The 21,230-nt window shown below is 63.7% G+C and carries 17 protein-coding genes and 1 tRNA gene; 5 read left to right on the top strand and 13 right to left on the bottom strand.

Annotated features, from left to right (window positions below):
* From hisIE to EYV96_RS02330, 9 genes are read right to left on the bottom strand one after another with little or no spacing between them, the layout of a single operon-like run.
* Complete coding sequence (hisIE, locus tag EYV96_RS02370; protein ID WP_131149915.1) at nucleotides 1-645, bottom strand: bifunctional phosphoribosyl-AMP cyclohydrolase/phosphoribosyl-ATP diphosphatase HisIE; 645 nt, start codon at nucleotides 643-645, stop codon at nucleotides 1-3.
* Nucleotides 642-1,433, bottom strand: a complete 792-nt coding sequence (gene hisF, locus EYV96_RS02365) for an imidazole glycerol phosphate synthase subunit HisF (RefSeq protein WP_131149914.1) — start codon at nucleotides 1,431-1,433, stop codon at nucleotides 642-644. The genes hisIE and hisF overlap by 4 nt, the downstream gene beginning before the upstream one ends.
* Nucleotides 1,427-2,155, bottom strand: coding sequence for a 1-(5-phosphoribosyl)-5-[(5-phosphoribosylamino)methylideneamino]imidazole-4-carboxamide isomerase (gene hisA / locus EYV96_RS02360; protein WP_131149913.1), 729 nt, complete (start codon nucleotides 2,153-2,155; stop codon nucleotides 1,427-1,429). The genes hisF and hisA overlap by 7 nt, the downstream gene beginning before the upstream one ends.
* Nucleotides 2,152-2,742 (bottom strand): imidazole glycerol phosphate synthase subunit HisH, encoded by a 591-nt coding sequence (gene hisH / locus EYV96_RS02355; RefSeq protein ID WP_131149912.1) that lies wholly within the window; start codon nucleotides 2,740-2,742, stop codon nucleotides 2,152-2,154. Before hisH ends, hisA begins: the two co-directional genes overlap by 4 nt.
* On the bottom strand, nucleotides 2,742-3,806 hold the full coding sequence (hisB, locus tag EYV96_RS02350) for a bifunctional histidinol-phosphatase/imidazoleglycerol-phosphate dehydratase HisB (protein ID WP_131149911.1): 1,065 nt from the start codon (nucleotides 3,804-3,806) through the stop codon (nucleotides 2,742-2,744). The genes hisH and hisB overlap by 1 nt, the downstream gene beginning before the upstream one ends.
* Nucleotides 3,803-4,864, bottom strand: a complete 1,062-nt coding sequence (gene hisC, locus EYV96_RS02345; RefSeq protein ID WP_131149910.1) for a histidinol-phosphate transaminase — start codon at nucleotides 4,862-4,864, stop codon at nucleotides 3,803-3,805. Before hisC ends, hisB begins: the two co-directional genes overlap by 4 nt.
* A complete protein-coding gene (hisD, locus tag EYV96_RS02340; protein WP_131149909.1) occupies nucleotides 4,861-6,168 on the bottom strand; it encodes a histidinol dehydrogenase in 1,308 nt (435 codons plus the stop codon). The genes hisC and hisD overlap by 4 nt, the downstream gene beginning before the upstream one ends.
* Nucleotides 6,165-7,058, bottom strand: coding sequence for an ATP phosphoribosyltransferase (gene hisG / locus EYV96_RS02335; protein WP_131149908.1), 894 nt, complete (start codon nucleotides 7,056-7,058; stop codon nucleotides 6,165-6,167). Before hisG ends, hisD begins: the two co-directional genes overlap by 4 nt.
* Entirely contained in the window at nucleotides 7,055-7,393 is a 339-nt protein-coding gene (locus EYV96_RS02330) for a YerC/YecD family TrpR-related protein (RefSeq protein WP_131149907.1), read from the bottom strand. Before EYV96_RS02330 ends, hisG begins: the two co-directional genes overlap by 4 nt.
* A gap of 204 nt (nucleotides 7,394-7,597) precedes the next feature.
* On the opposite strand from EYV96_RS02330, the gene EYV96_RS02325 reads away from it, so the two are divergent.
* Nucleotides 7,598-8,230 (top strand): DUF998 domain-containing protein, encoded by a 633-nt coding sequence (locus EYV96_RS02325; RefSeq protein WP_165488563.1) that lies wholly within the window; start codon nucleotides 7,598-7,600, stop codon nucleotides 8,228-8,230.
* On the opposite strand, the gene EYV96_RS02320 is transcribed toward EYV96_RS02325, so the two are convergent.
* Nucleotides 8,215-10,101: an HAL/PAL/TAL family ammonia-lyase gene (locus tag EYV96_RS02320; RefSeq protein WP_131149905.1), complete on the bottom strand. Its 1,887-nt coding sequence runs from the start codon at nucleotides 10,099-10,101 to the stop codon at nucleotides 8,215-8,217. The two genes, EYV96_RS02325 and EYV96_RS02320, sit on opposite strands and share 16 nt — an antisense overlap.
* A 106-nt stretch (nucleotides 10,102-10,207) precedes the next feature.
* Nucleotides 10,208-11,581, bottom strand: coding sequence for a histidine--tRNA ligase (hisS, locus tag EYV96_RS02315; protein WP_131149904.1), 1,374 nt, complete (start codon nucleotides 11,579-11,581; stop codon nucleotides 10,208-10,210).
* Nucleotides 11,582-11,747: 166 nt separating this feature from the next.
* Here hisS and EYV96_RS02310 point away from each other — a divergent pair.
* A tRNA-Pro gene (locus EYV96_RS02310) sits at nucleotides 11,748-11,824 on the top strand.
* Between the two features lie 148 nt (nucleotides 11,825-11,972).
* Here the strand turns inward: EYV96_RS02310 and EYV96_RS02305 are convergent.
* Nucleotides 11,973-12,431, bottom strand: a complete 459-nt coding sequence (locus tag EYV96_RS02305) for a response regulator transcription factor (protein ID WP_131149903.1) — start codon at nucleotides 12,429-12,431, stop codon at nucleotides 11,973-11,975.
* 226 nt (nucleotides 12,432-12,657) lie between these two features.
* Nucleotides 12,658-15,153, bottom strand: a complete 2,496-nt coding sequence (locus tag EYV96_RS02300; protein WP_131149902.1) for an autotransporter family protein — start codon at nucleotides 15,151-15,153, stop codon at nucleotides 12,658-12,660.
* 644 nt (nucleotides 15,154-15,797) lie between these two features.
* On the opposite strand from EYV96_RS02300, the gene EYV96_RS02295 reads away from it, so the two are divergent.
* The 3 genes from EYV96_RS02295 to EYV96_RS02285 all read left to right on the top strand — a co-directional run bounded on the left by EYV96_RS02295 (nucleotide 15,798) and on the right by EYV96_RS02285 (nucleotide 21,217).
* Entirely contained in the window at nucleotides 15,798-17,564 is a 1,767-nt protein-coding gene (locus EYV96_RS02295; protein ID WP_131149901.1) for a hypothetical protein, read from the top strand.
* Nucleotides 17,561-18,454 (top strand): hypothetical protein, encoded by an 894-nt coding sequence (locus tag EYV96_RS02290; protein WP_131149900.1) that lies wholly within the window; start codon nucleotides 17,561-17,563, stop codon nucleotides 18,452-18,454. The genes EYV96_RS02295 and EYV96_RS02290 overlap by 4 nt, the downstream gene beginning before the upstream one ends.
* A gap of 168 nt (nucleotides 18,455-18,622) precedes the next feature.
* Nucleotides 18,623-21,217, top strand: coding sequence for a hypothetical protein (locus EYV96_RS02285; RefSeq protein WP_131149899.1), 2,595 nt, complete (start codon nucleotides 18,623-18,625; stop codon nucleotides 21,215-21,217).
* Nucleotides 21,218-21,230 lie beyond the last annotated feature (13 nt).

Raw genomic sequence — 21,230 nt, 5'->3', positions numbered from 1 at the left:
TCAGGTCTCCTGCGACGACCTGACGACGTGACGCGCCTCGAGTACGCGCGCGACGTCGTCTAGTCCAAGCCCGCGCGCGCGCAAGGCCACGGACAGGTGATAGATCAGGTCGGCCGACTCACCCAGCAGGGCGTCGTCATCCTGGGCCACTGCCGCGAGCGCCACTTCAACGCCTTCCTCGCCAACTTTCTGCGCCATGCGCCGTATGCCACCTTCGAACAGGCGCGTGGTGTAACTGCCCTCGGGTCGCTCTGCGAATCGTCGCTCCACGAGGGCGTCCAGTTCGGCCAGAAATCCCAATGGCGGCCGCACTGCGTCACGGTCGCCGAAGCAGCTTGAGGTCAGCAGATGACAGGTCGGCCCGACGGGATCGGCCTGCACCAGCAAGGTATCGGCGTCACAGTCCACGCGTACGGACTTGAGCGTAAGCACATGGCCGGAGCTTTCGCCCTTCATCCATAAGCGCTGCTTGCTGCGGCTAAAAAAAGTGACGTGCCCACTAGCCAGCGTTTTCGCCAGCGCATCGGCGTTCATATAGCCAAGCATCAGCACTTCACCGCTCTGCCAGTGCTGCACGATGACCGGCACGAGCCCATCGCCCTTGTTCCAGTCAATGCGCGTCAGGTCAGTGTTGATCGTATTCATGCCGACGCCTGCCCAGGATTCAGGCGAACGCGAATGCCCTCGCCATCGAGATAACGTTTAAGAGCCGGGATGGCGATCGCCCCGCTGTGGAATACGCTCGCGGCCAATGCGCCGTCGACGTCCGCATCCAGGAAGGCATCGCGAAAATGGGTCTCGTCACCTGCGCCGCCCGAAGCGATCAGCGGCACTGAGCACGCATCCCTGGCCGCCCGCAACTGTTCGAGGTCGTAGCCTTCGCGCACCCCATCGCTGCCCATGCAGTTGAGCACGATCTCACCGGCGCCGCGCTGCTGCACTTCGCGCATCCAGTCGAGCGTGCGGCGAGCCAGCGCCTGCGTCCGGGAAGGATCGCCGGTGTACTGGCGCACGCGCCATTCGCCATCGCCATCCTGCAGGCTGTCGATACCCACCACGACACATTGCACGCCGAAAGCGTTGGCAATTTCGCCGATCAGCGCGGGGCGTTCGAGCGCCGGTGAATTGATGGAAACCTTGTCGGCACCGGCATGCAGCACTTCGCGTGCATCATCCACGCTGCGAATGCCGCCTGCCACGCAGAACGGAATATCGATCGCGCGCGCCACACGCTCGACCCAGCCGCGATCGACGCTGCGGCCTTCCGGACTCGCCGTGATGTCGTAAAACACCAGTTCGTCCGCGCCTTCGTCGCGGTAGCGAAGCGCCAGCTCGACGATCTCGCCCATCACGACATGGTCGCGAAAGCGGACTCCCTTCACCACTTTGCCGTCACGCACGTCCAGGCAGGGAATGATGCGACGGCTCAGCATGCCAGTGCCTCCTCGACGGTAAAGCGTCCCTCGAGCAGGGCCCGACCAAGGATCACACCGCGCGCACCGGCTTCACGCGCTGCGCGAATGTCATCCAGCGAGCGCACACCGCCAGACGCCTGCAATTTAAGCGACGGCGCGATGGACGCAAGGTGACGATAGAGGTCCAGGTTGAAGCCGGCGAGCATGCCGTCGCGGTCGATATCCGTGCACAGCAAGTGCCGCGCTCCGCGATCGGCGTACCAGGGTGCCAGCTCGTCCAGGCTGCGCGCCTCCATGGCCGTCCAGCCGGCGCTCGGCAGTGCCCAGCGGCCATCGATGCGGCGTGTATCGAGCGCGACGGTCAGCCGGTCGGCGCCATACGTCTCCAGCCAGTCCAGCACCGCGTCCGGCTCGCGAATGGCGACGCTGCCCAGCACCACGCGGCTGACACCCGCATCGAACAGGCGGCGCAGATCGTCCTCCGAGCGCACCCCACCCCCGGCCTGCACCATCAAGCCGGCATGGGCGATGGCCTCCATGACCTGCAGGTTGGCGAAAGCGCCGTCACGCGCGCCGTCCAGATCCACCAGATGCAACCACTGCGCGCCGGCGCCGGCATAGCGCTGCGCCAGGGTCGCAGGATGGTGGTCATAGGTCGTCTGCTGCGTGTAGTCGCCCTGCTTAAGGCGAACCACTTGCCCGTTGCGCAGATCGATCGCAGGAATGATGGCAAAGCTCATAGCTCGATGAAGTTCCTGAGTAGCCGGCTGCCGACGTCGCCCGATCGCTCGGGATGGAACTGCATGCCGTGGAAGTTGCGGGCCGACACCATGGCGGAGAACGACACGCCGTGCTGCGCGCTTGCCAGGGTGAATGCACCCAGCGGAACCGCGTAGCTATGGACGAAGTACGCCCAATCGCCATCGCGCACATCGCGCAGCAAGGGATGCGATTGTTCCAGCGCGAGCTGATTCCAGCCCATATGCGGTACGCGCAATCCGGGCTCATCGGGGATCAGGCCCACGCTGGCGGGAATCAGCCCCAGGCACTCGGTATCACCCTCTTCCGAATGCTTGCACAGCAACTGCATACCCAGGCAAACACCGAGCACGGGCTGCGCCAACGATCGCATCAGATCGACCAGACCCAGCTCGCGCAGGCGCGCCATGCCGGGGCCCGCCGCGCCGACGCCCGGCAGGATGACCTTGTCGGCCCCGCGAATCGTATCGGCATCCGCCGTGAGGCTGGCCTCGACGCCGAGGCGCTGCAGCGCATACCGGACCGATCCGATATTGGTGCCACCCGCATCGACGAGCACCACGCGCATCAGAGTGCTCCCTTGGTACTGGGCAGGTCGCTGCCTTCGCGACGCATGGCTTGCCGCAACGTGCGCGCGACGACCTTGAAGCAGGCCTCGACCATGTGGTGTGCGTTGTCGCCACTTACGCTCAGGTGCAGGTTGGCGCCGAGGGTCTCGCACAGCGAACGGAAGAAATGTGGCACCAGCTCCGTGGGCACGTCACCGACGCGCTCACGCGGGAAGTGGCCTTCGAACACGAAGTACGGCCGACCGGACAGATCCAGCGCCGCAGCGGCCTGCGACTCATCCATCGGCAGGGTGAAGCCATAGCGACCGATGCCGCGCTTGTCGCCCAGGGCTTCGCGCAGCGCCTGCCCCAACGCGAGCGCGCAGTCTTCGATCGTGTGGTGCTCGTCGATGTGCGTATCGCCATCGCAACGCAGGTTGAGGGCAAAGCCGCCGTGCTTGCCGATCTGCTCGATCATGTGATCGAAAAAACCCAAGCCGGTCGACACCTTGGGCTCAGCCACGCGATCCAGATCAACGGTGACGGCGATGCGGGTCTCCTTGGTCTGGCGCAGCACGCTGGCTGTGCGCGGCGCGTCCAGCAACTGGTGCGCCAGTTCATCCCAGGCGATGCCCTGCGGACCAACACGGAATCCACGCACGCCCATGTTGGCGGCAAAGAGCAGGTCGGTTTCGCGATCCCCGACCATCGCCGAGGCCGCGCGGCTCCAGCCATCGTCGGCCAGATAGTGACGCATCATGCCGACACCCGGCTTGCGGGTATCGAGTCCTTCATGCGGAAAGCTGCGATCGACCAGAACCTCGCGAAAGCGGATGCCTTGCGACGACAGGATGCGCATCAGCAAGTCATGCGGACCGGTGAACTGGTGCTCCGGAAACCGGTCCGTGCCCAGGCCATCCTGATTCGTCACCATCACCAGTTCGTAACCCGCAGCGACGCAGCGTTGCAGCGCAGCGATGACACCAGGAAGCAGCGCCAGCTTTTCGAAACTGTCGATCTGCTCGTCAGCCGGCTCCTCGATCAGGCACCCGTCGCGATCGATGAAGAGGATTTTGCGGCTCATGCCGACACCCCTTGCATGAGGGATATGACGCGCGCGTTCTCTTCAGCGGTGCCGATAGTGATGCGCAGCGCATCGGAGAGGCCCGGATAGCGACGCACATCGCGCACCACGATGCCGACGGATAACAAGCGCTGATAGACAGCACCCGCATCATCGAGACGTACCGTCAGGAAATTGGTCGATGACGGCAGCACGCCGCGCACGCCGGGCATCTGACGCATGACGTTCGCCAGGCGATCGCGCTCCTTGCGCACGAAGGCGATATGGTCGCGCGCCGCCGTTTCGCCCGCGGGCGACATGGCTTCGAGCGCCACGCGTACGCATGGCTGCGGCAACGGATAGGGGGCGATGACGCGACGAAGAAGCTCGATGACGGGCTCTTTCGCGACCAGGGCTCCGATGCGCGCTCCCGCCAGGGCCCATGCCTTGGACAGCGTGCGCAGCACGACCAGGTGCTCGTGGGTTTCGAGCAGCCTAATGGCGCTGTCGTTCGCAGAAAATTCGAGGTAGGCCTCATCCACCACCAGCAGTGCGCGACCTTCCAGCCGCTGCGCGAGAGATTGGATGGTCGCGAGTGGGACGACTTGCCCCGTCGGATTGTTGGGCGCGCAGACGAACACCAGCTTTACAGCCGGCGTCACCGCATCCAGCAGCTTGTCGGCATCGACCGAGAAGTCTTGCTCCAGCGGTACTTCGAGAACCGCCGCCCCCTGGATGCGCGCGCATACGGCGTACATGCCAAACGTCGGCGGCTGAATCAGGACCGCGTCCTGGCCTGCCCGGCAGAAGGCCCGCACGAGAAGATCGATGATCTCGTCGCTGCCTCGCCCCACGAGCAACTGGCCGGCTGGCACGCCATACAATGCTGCCAGGCGCTCGATCAGCGCGCGCGGTTGCGGCTCCGGATAGCGATTGCAGCCATTGCCCTCGGCACCTTCCGGTGACCAGGCCGACTCGTTGGCATTGAGGAAGATCTCGCCACCGCTGGCCTCCATGCGCGCCGATGAATACGGCTGCAAGGCGCGGATATCGGGGCGTGCCAGATCGAGCACACTCATGCTTTCTGCTCCAGGGTTGCCAGTCGCAGCGTGACGGCGCGACGGTGTGCTTCGAGTTGCTCGGCGGCCGCCAGCGTGGCGGTGCACGGACCAATGGTGCGAAGGCCCTCCGCGCTCAGTTCCTGCACGGTGATCTGTTTCTGGAAACTGGCGACCGATGCGCCGCTGTAGCTGCGCGCATAACCGTAGGTCGGAAGGACGTGGTTGCTTCCGCTGCAATAGTCGCCCACGGATTCCGGCGTCCAGGCGCCGAGAAAGACGGAGCCGGCACTGTCGATTTCCGGCAGCAGCGCACGGGGCTCGCGCACCTGGATGATCAGGTGCTCGGGCGCATAGCCATTACTGACGTCGATGGCCTGCGCAAGCGATTCGACCAGGATGAGGCGGCTTTCTCCAAGCGCCTGAAGCGCCACGTCCGCACGCGGAAGCGTCACGCGCTGGCGCTCCACTTCGTGCTCAACGCGTTCGAGAAGGTCCGCCGACGGGCTGACCAGGATGACCTGCGAATCGGGGCCGTGCTCGGCCTGCGAGAGCAGATCTGCCGCAACGAAGACCGGATCGGCATCGGCATCGGCGATAACCAGCACTTCCGACGGCCCCGCCGGCATGTCGATCGCGGCGCCCCGGGGATCGACCGACACCTGCAGCTTCGCCTCAGTCACCCACGCGTTGCCCGGCCCAAACAACTTGTCGCAGCGCGGCACGCTTTCCGTGCCATAAGCCATGGCCGCAATGGCCTGCGCACCGCCGAGCTTGAATACCTTGTGCACGCCCGTAACTCGCGCGGCAAACAGCACGGCTTCATCGCAGCGGCCGTCCGGACGCACGGGCGAACACAGCACGACCTGACGACAACCCGCCAGGCGCGCCGGTACGCCAAGCATCAGCGCGGTTGAGGGCAGCGGCGCAGTGCCGGCCGGTACGTACAGACCCACCGTCGTGATCGCTCGAAGCACGCGCTCGACACGTACGCCCGGCGCGGTGTCCACGGCGATGGCCTGGGGCGCCGCCGCGCGATGGAAAGCTTCGATGCGCGAGGCGGCCTCGATGATGGCCGCTTTCAGTTCGGGTGCGAGGGCGCTCTCGGCCGCCGCGAATTCGTCAGCTGTCACTTCCAGGGCATCGAGGTCGCAGCGATCGTAGCGGGCCGTCAGATCCCGCAAGGCGCTGTCGCCATGTGCACGTACCGCCGAGACGATGTCCTCCACGGCCAACCGCAGCGTCTCGGCCCGCGACTGCGCAGGGCGCTCGAGCACCTGCTTGCGCGCCTCGTTGCCAAGGGCATTCCAGTCAAACCGTTTCATGCCAGCATCTTCTCCACCGGCAGCACGAACATTTCGCGCGCACCGGCCTTCTTGATCTCTTCGAGCTGACGCCAGCTCACCTCGCCGGCACACAATGCCTGCAGCATCAGCTGATCGGGCTGGCCCGCCACCGGCAGCAGGGTCGGCTGCGGACCGCCGGGCAACAGGCGCGTCACCGCGTCGAGCGCATGCCGCGATGTCTGCAGCAACAGCAGGCGCGATTCGCGGACCTGGATGACCCCATCGAGACGCTTTAGCAAAAGGTCGATCATGTCGCCGCGTTCGTCCGTCGGCAGCACGGCCGGGCCGGCCAGCACGGCCTCGCTTTCAAGTAGTACATCGGCTTCGCGCAACTGATTGGCGACGAGCGTGCCTCCGCTCTGCACAAGATCGCAGATCAGATCCGCCGTCCCCAGGCGCGGCGCGATTTCCACGGAGCCGGCGAGGGTCACCACGCCCGCCTTGACGCCCTGCCGCGCCAGCCAGTCGCCCAGCAGGCCGGGATACGAGGTGGCAATGCGCATGCCCTCGAGCTGCCCGGGAAGCTCGTAGTTCAAGTCCTGCGGAACCGCGAGCGACAGGCGGCAGCGTCCGAAGCCGAGCTTGCGCCATTCGGCCAGCGGCGCGGCCTCGGTCCCGGCCGTCAGCTGGAATTCGCTCAGGACATTGCGACCCACGATGCCCAAATCGCATACGCCCTGGGCGATCAGCCCGGGAATGTCGTCATCGCGCACGAGCAGCAGGTCGACGGGCTCGCCTTCACCGAAGCAGAACAGCTTGTCGCGACTTTGCCGGAACGTCAGGCCACATCGATTGAGGAGCTCGAGCGCGGGCTCGGTGAGCCGGCCGGACTTCTGCATGGCAATTCGGAGTCGATCACGCGGCTTCATGCTTTAGCCTTCTTTGCGGCGGCGGCGCGACGACGCGACGCACGCGCGGCGGCAGCGAGATACCCGCCACTGCCCTGATTGAGATACCGCGCGACGCGGCCAATGGTGGTGATGCTCACCGCCGTCCGCTCGTGGATCTCGCGATACGACACGCCATCAAGCAGGAATGGCACGACGCGCCAGCGATCGACCATCACCTCGAGCTCAGCCGGCGTGCAGAGGTCGTGCAGGAAGGCCGACATCTCCTCGACGTTCTTAAGCGACAGCAACGCCTCGCAAAGACTGAGTTCGACGGATTCGGAAGAGGTCTCGGGATCGAGTGATCGGCGCTTCATAATGTACTAATGCGTTAATACAGTGGAGCGGATGATACGCGGGATGGTGCGTTGCCGCAAGCGAGGAGCAACACCGGGTTTACCAAGGCGTCACGGCAGCGGATGCCCTGCCCACCCGCCTCCATCGCGTGGCCGGACGGCCCCATCGACGCCATCAGCCCTGGATCGGCTACGCTTTGCGCGTCTCAGGCCACGCGAAACACCATGCATCCGACGCGCCTTCGCCTTGCAAGTCTGTTCCTGCTGTCCGCGTCGGCCTATTTCGCACTGGTCGCAGGAATCCTGCAGTGGACGCGCAGCGATCTGGATCCGGTCGCCATCCCCCTGAGCCCGTATCTCGTCGGACCCGGCGGCGCGTGGCTACGGAGCGCTTACTACGCCATGGCCCTGGCCATCCTCTGCATGGCCGTTGCCGGTTATCGCGCGACGATGCCGGCGAGCCGCAGCCTCCTGGCAGCAATCCTGTTTGGTGGGGCCGGCCTGGCCCTGCCCGTCGTCGCGGTGACCGAGCTCTATCTGGGAACGCCACACGAAAGCGCGGCGCAACTGATCCACGGCCTCGCCGCGCAGGCGACGTTCCTGTGGCTGAGCTTTGCGATGTTATTGGTGAGCGGCCGCTGGCGACGCGATCCACGCCTGCAGCGGGGCTCCGCCACGGGCGTGGCGCTGGCCTGGCTGGCCACGGCTGCCTTGTGGTCGATGGTCTTCGCTCGCAGCCTGCCCCACGGCCTCATGCAAAAGCTGACGATTGCGCTGGTGCTGCTATGGATGTGCTGGGCAGTGCGCCAGCTTTGGCGCACCACCCAGGATCCAGCCGACGCTCAGAGTGCGCGCTGACGCACCAGGTCGCAAACCGTACGGACTTCACCATCCATCGCGCGATCGCGCGACATGAAGCCGATATACCGGCGTAGCACGGCATGCGCCCCACGCACGGATTCGCCCGCATGGAAGTCGCCAACGCCTGCGAGCGCTGCCATAAGATCACGCACTTCGGACGCGAACTGCTCATAGCTTGGATGATCCTCGCGCGGCGCATTGGCGATCTTGGCGGCGATAGCCTTCCAGTCGCCACGTGATGCCAGTCGACGTGCGGCATTGAGCATGTTCTGGCGGAAATCCAGCGCCTGCGCCGCGGTGTAAAGCTCCAGCGCGATGACGTGGCTGAGGTCTTCCATCATCTCCAGCACGTGGCGCGCCTCGTTGGCGCCCATCGACACATGGTCTTCGGCATTCGCACTGGTCGGCACGGAATAGACGCTCGCCGGATGAGCGCGTGTCGCCAGATCATTGACCAGCGCAGCGGCCGTGTACTGAACGATCATGAAGCCCGAATCGGTGCCATCTTCGTTGCCGGTCAGAAAGGCCGGCAGGCCATCGTTGTTCGCCGGATCGACGAGCTTGTTGAGACGACGCTCCGAGATCGACGCGAGCACGGGAATGGCGGCCTTCACGTAACTCATCGCCAGGGCCAGTGGCATGCCATGGAAGTGACCCGCCGAAATCACCTGCTCCTCAATGAACTCGGCGTTCTCGGCATCCGGGAAGATCAGCGGATTATCGGTCACCGAGTTCAGCTCAATGTCGATCACGCGGCACGCCTGCGCCCAGGCATCGCGCACCGCGCCATGCACCTGCGGCATGCAACGCAGGCAGTAGGCGTCCTGCGGCTGGTGCTTCTTGCCGCCGCGGAACGGGAGGAAGCGCTTGTAGAAGGCTTCGCGACCATGGCGCTGATTCGCCGGCACCCAGTCCCAGCCGATATCAAAGCTCAAGGCCTGATCCTGCGGCTCGACCCAGGCCTCGGCTGACCACTGCTTGAAGCGCGGCACCAAGTGATACGGGATGTCGACCAGGGTGCTTCCGCTCAGCAGGCTGCGCACGTGCGCGGCGGCGTCGACCTGGCCCGGGTGCGGGCGCAGATCGTGGACCTCAGGACGCAAGGCGCCGCTGCGGCCGGCGAACGCATCCAGCGTCATCGCGGCGGCCAGGTCGGCTGTATCCAGCAGGTATTCCAGCGAATCCAGCGCCAGGGCGGCCGTTGCGAGCATCTGGGCTGTGCCGTTGTTCAGCGCCAGACCCTCCTTGAACGACAAGCGGATCGGCGTGAGGCCAGCACGTGCCAGGGCTTCGGCACCGGGCAGGCGCTCGCCCTGATAAAAGGCTTCGCCACCACCCAGCAGCACGATCGCCAGATGCGAGAGCGGCGCGAGGTCACCGGAGGCACCCACCGAACCTTTTTCCGGCACGACGGGCACGATGCCGCTGTTGAGCATCGCGGTCAGGGCTTGCAGCGTTTCGACACGAATGCCGGAATGGCCGCGCATCAGGGTGTTGATGCGGATGACCAGCATGGCGCGGACGACGTCCTCGGCAAAGGGCTTGCCGACGCACACGGCGTGCGTGGTGATCAGATTGTGCTGGAGTTCTTCCAGCAGCGTGCCTTCCGGCTTGTCCGGATGGCCGCCGGGAAGCTCGTCGCGCAGGCGATGCGCGCCAAGCAATTTGTCGGCATTGCTGCCAAAGCCCGTCGTGACGCCGTACGTCGGCTCTCCGCAACTGACCTTGTCGGCAAGGAAATCGGCGGCGCGCTGGACGCGCCTGAGCTGGGCGCTGTCGAGTTCGACAGGCAACCCCTGACGGGCCACGGCCACCAGCTGTTCGCGCGTGAGGCTGTTGCCGTCGAGAAGAATGGTCTTTGCGGTCATGCGTGTCTCACCCCAGAAAACGATGGAGGGCAAGCGACCCGCCGTGCCGGCCGGGTCATCTGCATGACCCGGCGCACGGGCGCCGTCGCAACGCCCATGCCTTGCCTCAGGCGCTGATTTCAGCCTGCGCCAGTTCGACGCGAAGGGTCTTGATCAACTCCGAACGCGCCACCTCGAACTGGTCTTCGCGGCGCAAATCTTTCACGGTCACGACACCCTTGGCGATCTCGTCTTCGCCCAGCACGACGACGAAGCGAATACCGGCGCGGTCGGCGTACTTGAACTGCTTGCCCAGCTTGCCGCCCTCGAGCACCACCTCGGTGGGAATGCCCGCACCACGCAGCTCCGAAGCCAGCGCCAGGTAGGCCGGCAGCTGCTTCTCGTCCATCTGCGTGATCAGCACATCGACCGTGCTGCGCGCCGTGCCGATCAGGCCGGCGTCTCGAAGCTGCCAGTACAGCCGCGTCAGGCCGATCGAGATACCCACCCCCGGCAGGCGCGACTTGGTGTACTGGCCGGCGAGGTTTTCATAACGGCCGCCCGAGCAGATCGAGCCGATCTGCGGGAAGTCGTTCAGCGTGGTCTCGTAGACCGTGCCCGTGTAGTAATCAAGGCCACGCGCGATGGACAGGTTCAGGACGAAGTGCGATTCGGGCACGCCGAAATCGCGAATCATCGTGAGCACTTCCTTGAGTTCCGTGCGCCCCTGCTCCATTGACTCCGTGCCGGCGCCAAGTGCATCCAGCTTGTCAAAGGCGTCCTGCAGCGAGGTCGAACGCACCTGGACGAAATCCAGGATCTTCTGCGCCACGTCGGAACTGAGGCCAAAGGCCTCGCCAGTGAGCGTATCGCGCACGTAATCAGCGCCACGCTTGTCCAGCTTGTCGACTTCGCGCAGCACCAGGGTCTGCTGATCGGGATCGGCCACGCCCAGGCTCTCAAAGTAGCCGCGCATGAGCTTGCGATTGTTCAGCTGGATGGTGAATGCGCCGATATTCAGGTCGCGGAACACGCTGTAGATCACGGCCGGAAGCTCGGCGTCATAGCGTACGGACAGGCTGTCTTTGCCGATCACGTCGATGTCGCACTGATAGAACTCGCGGAAACGACCGCGCTGGGCGCGCTCGCCGCGATAGACGCGCTGCATCTGGTAACGACGGAACGGGAATGACAAGTCGTGCTCATGCTCGGCCACATAACGAGCCAGGGGCACGGTCAGGTCGAAGCGCAGGGCCATGTCGGGCTTCTCGCCCTGCTCCATGGCGCCCGTGGACTGGACGAAATAGACCTGGCGCTCGGTCTCGCCGCCGGTCTTGGTCAGGAGGACATCGGCGTACTCAATGACCGGCGTCTCCACCGGCAGAAAGCCAAAGCGCTCATAGTTTCGGCGGATGACATCAAGCATCCGCTGGAAAGCGATCTGGTCGAGCGGCAGCAGCTCGAGTACACCTGGCATGGTGCGGGCCGGGGTAAGCGCCATAAATCCTCTGCTCAAAAAGGGGAATCACGCCCCGCGCCACGTGCGCGCGGCGGCAAACGCATAGGTTACCAGAACCCCTGCATCCCCCTTCCTACAAAAATCTTGCTGCCCGACCTTCACAAGTGTTGCCAAGCCGCAAATCCGCCATTAAGATACGCGGCTCCCACGGGGTGTAGCTCAGCCTGGTAGAGCGCTACGTTCGGGACGTAGAAGTCGCATGTTCGAATCATGTCACCCCGACCAATTGAGGTAACTCCCGAGTTACCTGAGAAAAAGCCCGCAAGCGCAAGCTCGCGGGCTTTTTTGTGCCCTCGGTTCGCCTGGCGCATTCATCCGGCCGAGCGCCCCCTCCTGCCCCATCTCGCGCGCGCCGATACCCGACACCTGCAGGCTAGCCGCCAGACTCCGCCATCTCCGAAGCCCGCTGGGGACAGAGTGCGGGATGCAGCGATGCGACACTGCTGCTGATGTACTTCTTCCCGGCCGTCACCTGATGAACCGCGGCGACCAGCTCGCCGGTCCCATCCCCCTTGCACACGAGCGCGTGAATATCGTGCCGCTCCAGCTCACGGACGACGCATGCGCTGCACGCTTCCGTGAATACCACGACGCGAGTGTCTGGATACGCCCGCCGAAGCTGGCCCAACAGCGACATGCCCGTCGTGAACATCTCGCCCGACTGGAACGGGTCGACGATCAGCAGTTCGCAAGAAACGATGCCGAGCAGACTGGGTAACTGAGCTGGTTTGCTGGTCGTCAGCGCGATTCGCCAGCCTGCACAAATCAGCGCGTGCTCCGCACCATAAAGAACCACGGGATACTCATCGGCAATGATGATTCTCGGCTGCATGTCTTCAACACCTCCCTGTCGATGCTACGCACACGCGGCGCACTCCGACGTTGCGATTTCCGCTGGCACTCCGGGCACTCCATGCATCCCTCATGCACGAGTACGCTTTCGACCTCACGCCGCCTGACCCCACGACGGCTCCCGCAACCTCCATTTAGTGCATGTCGTTGTGATGGCAGCGTACAAACCAAGGTTCGACGCCGCCGACACGCGACGGCATCACACGTCAAAACCGGACACGAACCCCGGCATGGCCGGACCAGCTACGCACGCCATAGCGACCAAGATGGTGTTGATAGGTCGCCTCGCCATAGACCTGGACGCGGCGACCCAGATCAGCGGTAGCTCCGGAAGCGACACGATAGGCATTGCCCAGCCGCCCCACGCGAAAATCATCGGAGACATTCCACGACGCGCTACCGATACTTGCGTTGGCGCGACCGCTGAACGAGCCGATCAACTCGACCCTGGCGTACGGCGTGAAACGCGCGGCCTGCTGCCGGGACACGGTGGCCCCCATTCGCAACTGCGTTTGCCTGATGCGGGAGACCTTCGTGATGACATCATCGACGTCGTGCACGTCATCGAAGGATTGCGATGCACGCTTCAGTCGCGCATGCGGCTCCACGGCCCAGGCATCCGCCAGGGCGAATCGATAGCCGGCCTCGACCGAAGTCGACCAGCCACTGCCGCGCACACGGGCCACGTCGGTACCGCGGGCCGCCGTACCCACGTCACCGCGAAATCGGGACCCGCGAACCACCGCATCAACGTACCAGGGCGCATCACCCGTCAAGGTCATCCATACGGATGCACCGTCGACGGTGTACTTGGCCTGGCTTGCGCCGTCGGCGGCTCGCGGCGTCACCCGGGACGTTCCCCGATCGGCCGCCCAGCCAGCGCGCAGCGTGGCGCTCCCCAGTTCACTGGTGACCAGGCCGGCTCCCAACTGAAGCACATTGACCTGCTGGCGAAAGTCGAACCCAAAGTCCTGGAATCCCAGGTCAGTCGTGTAATGCTGCTGGCCCGTCACGACGCGGGCGAAGACTTCGCCCTCATGCCCCTTTCGGAGCCGCGGTTGACGGACGTCGCCAAGCCGCTGCATCAAGCCATCATTGACCGCATCGTCGTACCCCAGCAGGGCCAGCGGCGCCACAAGGTATGACGGCGCCTGTGGAACGAGGCCTTTCCGTACCGCCGGAGGATCGATCACCGGTGGGTCGATCACCGGTGGATCGACGACGGGGGGCTCCGGATCCTTGCCCCCATCGTCCAGCAGCCTGCTTGCCAGTCGGTAGTCCCATTGCAGCGAACCCACGGGAAGAACGTTCTGCGAGGCATCGACTTCACCGGGCCCGAAAGCGTGCAGAGTGTATTGCCAGGGGCCTGCGGCAACGTAACCGCCGGCCAGCGCAAAGGCGTCCCGGCGCGAAGCGCCGCCCACCTGCACCAGGGACATGCCCTCGAATGCATCGACTTTCCCGTTGCCATTGCGGTCGGTATTGGCGCCAGCACCGATGCCATTGACGTCGAGCCACACGGTGCCCAGGGTTGTGACATCACCGCCAACCAGGACGCGATCCGTGAACTGAGTGCCGACATCACCGCCTTCATTCAAGCGTGAATGGAGGCGAATCACACCACCGCGCCCGACGACATCACCTGCGACGTACAACGACGCATGGGTTCCTGCCGTGCCTGCGCCAAGGCCGACGGTACCGCCATCAAGCGCAAATGACTGCAGCGTCACGTCACCACTCGGATGCCACTGACTGCGATCCGCCATGGCAAGGCTGACATTCCCCAGCAGGCGACCTGACAAGCTGGCATCGCCAAACAAGCCAAGCTTGATCGAGCTGCTCTCATCGGTGACAAGATCACCCGAGAGCGCACTGTCGTGAACCCGAATATCGGCCGTGGAGTACTTGCCCACTTTGACGAGCACACCCGTCTGGCTCAGCAATTCACTTCCATTGCGGATGGTGATCACGGGATGGGAACGTGTGTAGTCGACCGCAAAGTCATTCACCACAATGGCCGCTTCGCTACCACCCTCCACTTTTGACCGATCGAGATTCACGAACGTACCGTCGGAGTCATAACCGCGCACGTCTTCGACGACCCACACACCCGCCCTGTCGCCGCGCAAATGGCTGCCACTGAATGCATTGAGAGTGCCGCTGCTGATGACGGCGGCGTACCCCTCACTGCAAGTCCCGCGGTGACACCGCCCCACCACCGACGTGCCCTGAAACGTGGCACTTGAGTTTCTGAGGATGTTTACGCCCCGCTGCACGCCCTCGATTCTCGAATCGACGGCAACAAGCTGACTCGATAACCCGCCATCTGGCCCCATGCCAGCCCCTGTTCCCACGGCGATGGCCATGCCGCTGTCGCTGATGACGTCGGAGTTGACGAGGGTGGCCACCGACTCGTTCTCGATGGCGAGTGCGTAGCTATTGATGCTGTGCTCAAGACGCGCGCCCGTCATCTCAAGATAAGCGCCTCTCACCGCCACCGAGTTCATCCGGGCACCCGGCTGTGCCCGAAGCCGCGCATGGTCGAACACGCGCCAGCTTTCACTGGCATCGCCCTGCCTGATATCAAAGACACGACCCGGGCCGGCGAGATCACGCGCCTGGGCCGATGAAAAACAACCAGCCAAAGCCATGGCAATAGCGCCACGTGCCAGAGTGAATGGCGATCCATGTATGTGTTGCATGTGGAGCTGTCCCTGCCTGTGAAAAGGTCCTGACGCAGGGCCTGCATCATTGCAATGCAAGGTCGGCGGCGTCGGAGGTGCATTTCATCAGTGCACCTGACGCAGCTCCATCCAGAACAGTCCTAAATCTGAGTCGCGACTCACGTAGCGCGGCGTGATCGATGGAAGCGCATCGGAAGCGCATCGCGACGCCGTGCAAGCGCAAAGATTCTCAAATGCGAACTTCATGAGACGCGTGATTTCATGCTTAGGTCCCGGCGACCTTTGGTCGGTCGAGAGACGACTTGCCAACCGATGGCCGACGCAAGCGCCACGGCACTGACGACAGCATCACGCCCCGGCGTCGGTCATCCGCATCGGACCCAATCCCTGGAACAACCCAGGACTTCGCGCGCACAAACTACAGGACCCAGATGGACAAGGACGCATACCGACAACCTTCCCGCCGCCCCTCCCCCGAAGTCGAACGGCCCGTCCTTCGACGCATCGGTCGAACAGGACCCGCTGATTACGACTTTGCTGCCATCAAGATTCCCGATGCGCTGGACGACGGCACCCTTCCGCAACCCTACGTCGACCAGGATGTCGAGACGCGCATTCCGTTGTGGATGGAACTTCCCATCCACGTCAACGACAAATATTTCGTGACGATCGACGGCAAGCAAGTGGGCGATCGGGGAATCATCACGCAGGAGATCATCGATCGCGCGGAAGACCTTTCCGTCAAGATCGACAAAAAGGAATTCGCCGGCCCTGACAGGACCTATCAGGTCAGCTACGCCGTCGCAGTGTTCCCCGGGGGCGACATCTTCGACAGCAAGCACCCGTTTGCCTTGCGCATCGACCGCACGGCACCCGGTGGCGAAGGGCTCGGAGAAATCGACTTCCCCAATGATATTGAGGACCACGGACTGACCAGCGAGCGGCTCGATGAGCTCGGCGATGTTCTCGAAGGCGCGATACCGGACTATTTTGATCGCATGATTGGCGATGTCATCCAGCCTTATCTGGGTGATGACATTCCCGTCGACCCGATCAAAATCACCGCTGTCAATATCGACCAGTTTCCCGTGGCACGTTTTACCCGCAAGCACCTGCTGGATGCCGGCGGCAAAGGGATAGTGAAGTTCTACTATCGCGTAACGGACCGCGCGGGAAACATCTCGCAACGCTCGACTGAAACACGCCTGCGTCTTTTCCTTGTCGACGAACCCATCAACCTGACGGCACCTGGCATCGCTGCCATGCATGATGGCTCCACGCCCGGCGTGATCGTTGAAAAAGAAGCCCGCGATGGGGTGGCCGTCAGCATTCCACAGTACACCCATGTCGCGCCGGGGGACGAAATCATTCTGGACTGGGCCGGAGTTCGCCTGCCTCCCGTCACGGTACGGGCCAGCGACATCAAGCCCGGAGAACCCGCCACGCCACTGTTCTACATCATTGCAAGCTACGCCGACATCCAGGCGGCCAACGAACAAAGCAGGTACGCCGCCGAGGTGATGTACATCGTTCGGCGCGGTCGGGAAATCATGTCCGAATCGACACTAGTGGTGGTCAATCTGTCCATCCCCGGTGGACCCGACCCGGATCCCGGCACGCCCATCAATGAGAATCTTCACGCGCCACGCGTCAGGGGCAAGGCATCAGGCCAGGACAACAACCTGACGCCCGAAGACTCCATCGCAGGCGCCAACGTGTTTATCCGCACCACCACAACGGAGATGCCGCCAAGCGTGGCCTTTGCCAAGGATGACGTCATTCAGCTGAGCTGGCATGGAAGCCCGGCTGGCGCACCCTATGTCGTGCGGGAAGACGACATTGGCGGTGACATCGTGATCGAAGTCGATGCCGACACCATCGGATTGGGCGGGTCGGGCCTCATCGAGGTGCAGTACAAAGCGACGCGAAACAACGAACCCGATCCGGGTAGCAACACCGCGCTGTCACCCGTTCAAGGCGTCCGCGTCACGCTCAAGGGCGACCTGCCGGGTGGCGGCAAGCTGGATGTCGGCCTGTTCACCGAGGCCAACGAAAACAATGCCATCGGTTATGCCGCTGCCAATAGCGATGGCGGCACGCCGTTCGTCATGCCGCACTACCGCAACAAGAAGCCGGGCGACATTCTCTTCGTGCATTTCGTGGGCAACGACAGACTGGATGGCAGCGGAAAAATCATCGAAGGATCGCGCTTTACCCATACGCATTTCGTAAGTGGCAATGATGCGGACACGGCAAGCACCGTCGTCATTCCGACAGTTCATCTGCTCGAGATCGAGTACGGCTCGGCGCATGCCTACTACACCGCATCGAACGAGTACGGCGTCGTGCGCGCAGATGATGCCTTCGTCTATATGGATACGCGCCACGGATCCAATGACCTTCCTCCTTCTGTCAAGGCATTCGCATGACCAGCCACGTTGCAAGCATTCAAAGCCATTCTCCCGCCCTTCTCCCGGCTCCGCCGCAAGCTGCGCTGATCGTCGACGGCTATCTCGATGTCATTGACATGCCCGCCACAGGGTTGGAAGTCGTCATTCCGCTCTATGAAGGCATGCAGCGGGGCGATGAAATCGTCCTGACGTGGGACAGCCCGACGGGCGTGCGCCAGATCGCGCATCAGGTTCAATTCGTCGGTGCCGTCGAACTGCACGTTCCGCGCACGGACGTTCTCAATGCCATGCACGCCTCAGTCCAGCTCTATTACCTGGTCTCGCGTTCCGACAGCCAAACCAAATCCTCGGCGCTTGTTTTTGCCGTGGGCGGCGGCGCGCGTTCCGTCAGGGACGACTATGAAGGCGCTCCGCTGGGCAAGTTCACGGTGTTAGCCAGGCCGCAGCTCGTGCTCGTGTCGCATGGTGACTGGGAGGTCGGCCTTGTTCCGGGCGTTGCGCAAGGCGGCGCAAGTCATCAGGCGCAGGCCTCATCACCTGCACCGGCTCTCATTTCGCCGGCAACACCGAGTCTGCTTAGCGTCGATTTCAGGCGGGATTTCCGGGAAGTGCGTTTTCGTATTAACGGCCCCATCGCCTCGCACACGAGGGCCTGGGGGAACATCTGGATCCCCCTGTTCCCCATCAAACGACCCGAGACACCCCCGGCGCCCTCCATCTTTGCTGCCATCGTGATGTACGGCAAATCCGGCCAGGAGATCGGGCGCACGACGGTAAGCGGCGCGGGGCATATTGATGCCGACGTAGTGCTGGTGCCTGACGATGTCGGCAAGTCCATCAGTCGCTTTGAGATCAAGGCCACTGCGGGACATCGCATGGCCATCGGTCCGATGGAACTGCGTTACTGATCAGGCCACGGGTGCCGGCACTCCGCCGGCACCCAGCCCACACACATCCATTGAACCGTGCCCGCGACGCATGACCGCATGCGTCATCCACAACCGGCCGCTGCCATCCACCCGACAGCCCCGCCCATCTTGCCGCGGGCCGGCTCCACGATCTCCCAAGGCTGCACCATGCGAACGCTCATTCCTTTCCAGCGCGAAACGAACGCGCTTCAACTCATTCCACCATCCCTGCCGCGCGCCGAAGATAACGGTGGCATCGGCTGGGACGACATCCGCGATCCGGCGAAGCGCATTATCGTTCTCGTCGGCCCCTGGCAGCATATGGTTGAAGGCGATGTTGTCAGCGTGTACTGGCAACATGCCGGTCGACCCGTCACGACGTATGCCCTCGGCGCCGACGACAAGGGTGTCCTGGCGCTTGGGCTGCCTGTGCATGACCTGGACATCGGTACAAACTCCCTTATCAAGGTCTGGTACTCGGTGCGCCAGCGCCTGACCGGCGAAGTGTCCCAGTCGCCACCTGTCCACGTACATGTGGACATCACGGTCCCCGGCGGCCCGGATCCGGACGCGACCACGGATGCCATCAACGAAAACCTGGCGAGCATGCGCGGCGTGCCTCCGTACGTCCCTGCGGGACAGCCCGTCACCCTGACGATCCCCGCCTGGATCAACATGGAACCGGGCGACCTGTTGACGGTGGCCTGGGGCAGCTATCGCCATCGATGCCCTCCCATCAAGGATGGCGAGCCAGGCAGGCCTGTCACGGTTCACCTCACCGCGGACGACATCGCCCAAGGCGGCGATGGCCGGCTCGCAGTGACCTATGAGGTGCGCGACCGGGTAAACAACTGGTCGCTTTGGGCACCGCCCCACTACGTAGAAGTCGAGCTGGGCAACCGGTTGCCACGGCCGCTTGTCATCGATGCCGACGAATACGACACCGTGCACCTGGACCGGCTCAACGGGCAGGCGGTGCAGGCGCGCGTGGAATACACGCTGTCAGCCGCCGATCTCCGCGAATCGTCCGTACGCATCGAACGCGACGACCTTGTCACGTTCTATTGGGAGGGCTATACCGGAGAGGGCGCGCCGCTGCCCGTCCACCGCGACGCGCGCAAAGTCGAAGGACAGGTGGGGTTCCTCAGGTTCGATGTACCGTTCGATGTTGTTGCGGCGGCGGCGCAGGGCACGGCGATGGCCTATTACCACGTGCTGCCAGGCAAAGCGGGCGGCGAGCGACGCTCCTCCCGGCGCACGGTTCGTATCGTGGGGCAGTCTGTGCGCCTGGTTGCCCCCGACATCCTTGAAGCGAAGTCCGGCATGCTTGATCCCGTTGATGTTCCGAACGGCGCGACCGTTCGGGTCCCCCCTTATCGATTCATGCAGGCCGGTGACACCCTTGCACTGACATTTGATGGCACCGACGTCAACGGCGATCCCGTCGTCGATTACCAGTCGCGGCAAGTCTCTGCGGCCATGGTCGGCAAACCCGTCGACTTCGTGGTTGAAGGGGCGAAGATCGCGCGACTGAACCGGGGCTCAGCGAAGGTTTATTACAACGTGACTGCCTTCGAACGTGATGCGCGGGGACGCTTGACGCCAAGGCTGGTAGCGGGGCTGCGATCTGACACCCTGCACGTACAGATTCGCAATGCGTCACAACGCCTGGCGATGCCCACCGTTGAAGAAGCCCGGGGTGGCTGGCTCGATCCCGATCTCGTACCCGATCCCACCGGTGCCACCGTCGCTATCCAGCGCGCCGGAGTCATCAAGGGTCGCGACCATGTTCACCTGACATGGAGTGGCAGCAGAGCGGGCGAGTATAAGGACACCCTACCCGTGCGCGACGTACCGGGCGCGCCGATGGTTCGCTTTCAGGTGCCCAAACAGCATGTGACGGGCAACCTCGGGGGCACTGTCAATGTGAGTTATAGCGTGAGCCATCCCAGTGGCCCGGACAGCCATTCCGAGACCCTGCACCTGGGCATCGGCAAAGGTATCGGCGCACTTCCCGGGCCACGCGTCCCCCTGGCGAAGGACGGCTTCCTGGATCTGCGCGATCTTCCGGCACAGGGGCTGGATGTACACGTCGATGCCTATGACGGCATCCGCGTCGATGACGTGATCGAGCTGCGCTGGATAACGGCCGGAGGCGAATACCTCGTGGCACATCGCGTCGACCAACCGGTCCCGCAGAACATTCGCATACCCGCAGACAGGGTGACGCCTGCACGCGGTTCAACCGCGTCCGTGCATTACGGCATTCGCGGCCACGACCGGCAATCACCCACGCTCTCCTTCTTCATCGCCGAAGGCGGAAGCGAGCTGATTGAGAGCTATCACGACATGCCGCATGGCCCGGTCCAGTTCGCCCGACGCCCCCACGTCGACTTGAGCTCACCCGGCGACTGGTGGGTATCCACCGAGAGCATTTCCCAGCCGCGCCACTTGATCTTCCCATCAAAGCACTCGGTCCTTGCCGTGACATTTCGTGTGCCGTTTCGCGAGGTCATCTTCCCCTTGTGGTCGGGCCCGGACGCGTTTCCGACGCCTCAGCCGTTCGAGGCCGTGGTGAGGACCTACGACGTGCACGACGTGCTGATCGAAGAGAAGCGTGTATCGGGGGTGGGCCGTTCCGCGGAGCACTGGGTGACGCTGGCGCCGGTGAAACCCGGGGTACGCATGGCTCGCATGGAGGTCCAGCGCGTACTCGACAATGGCAATGGCATCAACATGGGCGCCATGCGCCTTCGATCCTGATCACGAGCGATGT

Origin of the sequence: Dyella terrae (assembly GCF_004322705.1) — a bacterium.
GTDB classification, from domain to species: Bacteria; Pseudomonadota; Gammaproteobacteria; order Xanthomonadales; family Rhodanobacteraceae; genus Dyella_D; species Dyella_D terrae.
Note: the sequence above shows the minus strand (reverse complement) of the source record. Positions and strands in the feature narration are given on the sequence as shown.

Coding starts and splice junctions, on each gene's coding strand:
- hisIE (WP_131149915.1), bottom strand. CDS start 645: ATGAATACGATCAACACTGACCTGACGCGCATTGACTGGAACAAGGGC.
- hisF (WP_131149914.1), bottom strand. CDS start 1,433: ATGCTGAGCCGTCGCATCATTCCCTGCCTGGACGTGCGTGACGGCAAA.
- hisA (WP_131149913.1), bottom strand. CDS start 2,155: ATGAGCTTTGCCATCATTCCTGCGATCGATCTGCGCAACGGGCAAGTG.
- hisH (WP_131149912.1), bottom strand. CDS start 2,742: ATGCGCGTGGTGCTCGTCGATGCGGGTGGCACCAATATCGGATCGGTC.
- hisB (WP_131149911.1), bottom strand. CDS start 3,806: ATGAGCCGCAAAATCCTCTTCATCGATCGCGACGGGTGCCTGATCGAG.
- hisC (WP_131149910.1), bottom strand. CDS start 4,864: ATGAGTGTGCTCGATCTGGCACGCCCCGATATCCGCGCCTTGCAGCCG.
- hisD (WP_131149909.1), bottom strand. CDS start 6,168: ATGAAACGGTTTGACTGGAATGCCCTTGGCAACGAGGCGCGCAAGCAG.
- hisG (WP_131149908.1), bottom strand. CDS start 7,058: ATGAAGCCGCGTGATCGACTCCGAATTGCCATGCAGAAGTCCGGCCGG.
- EYV96_RS02330 (WP_131149907.1), bottom strand. CDS start 7,393: ATGAAGCGCCGATCACTCGATCCCGAGACCTCTTCCGAATCCGTCGAA.
- EYV96_RS02325 (WP_165488563.1), top strand. CDS start 7,598: ATGCATCCGACGCGCCTTCGCCTTGCAAGTCTGTTCCTGCTGTCCGCG.
- EYV96_RS02320 (WP_131149905.1), bottom strand. CDS start 10,101: ATGACCGCAAAGACCATTCTTCTCGACGGCAACAGCCTCACGCGCGAA.
- hisS (WP_131149904.1), bottom strand. CDS start 11,581: ATGGCGCTTACCCCGGCCCGCACCATGCCAGGTGTACTCGAGCTGCTG.
- EYV96_RS02305 (WP_131149903.1), bottom strand. CDS start 12,431: ATGCAGCCGAGAATCATCATTGCCGATGAGTATCCCGTGGTTCTTTAT.
- EYV96_RS02300 (WP_131149902.1), bottom strand. CDS start 15,153: ATGCAACACATACATGGATCGCCATTCACTCTGGCACGTGGCGCTATT.
- EYV96_RS02290 (WP_131149900.1), top strand. CDS start 17,561: ATGACCAGCCACGTTGCAAGCATTCAAAGCCATTCTCCCGCCCTTCTC.
- EYV96_RS02285 (WP_131149899.1), top strand. CDS start 18,623: ATGCGAACGCTCATTCCTTTCCAGCGCGAAACGAACGCGCTTCAACTC.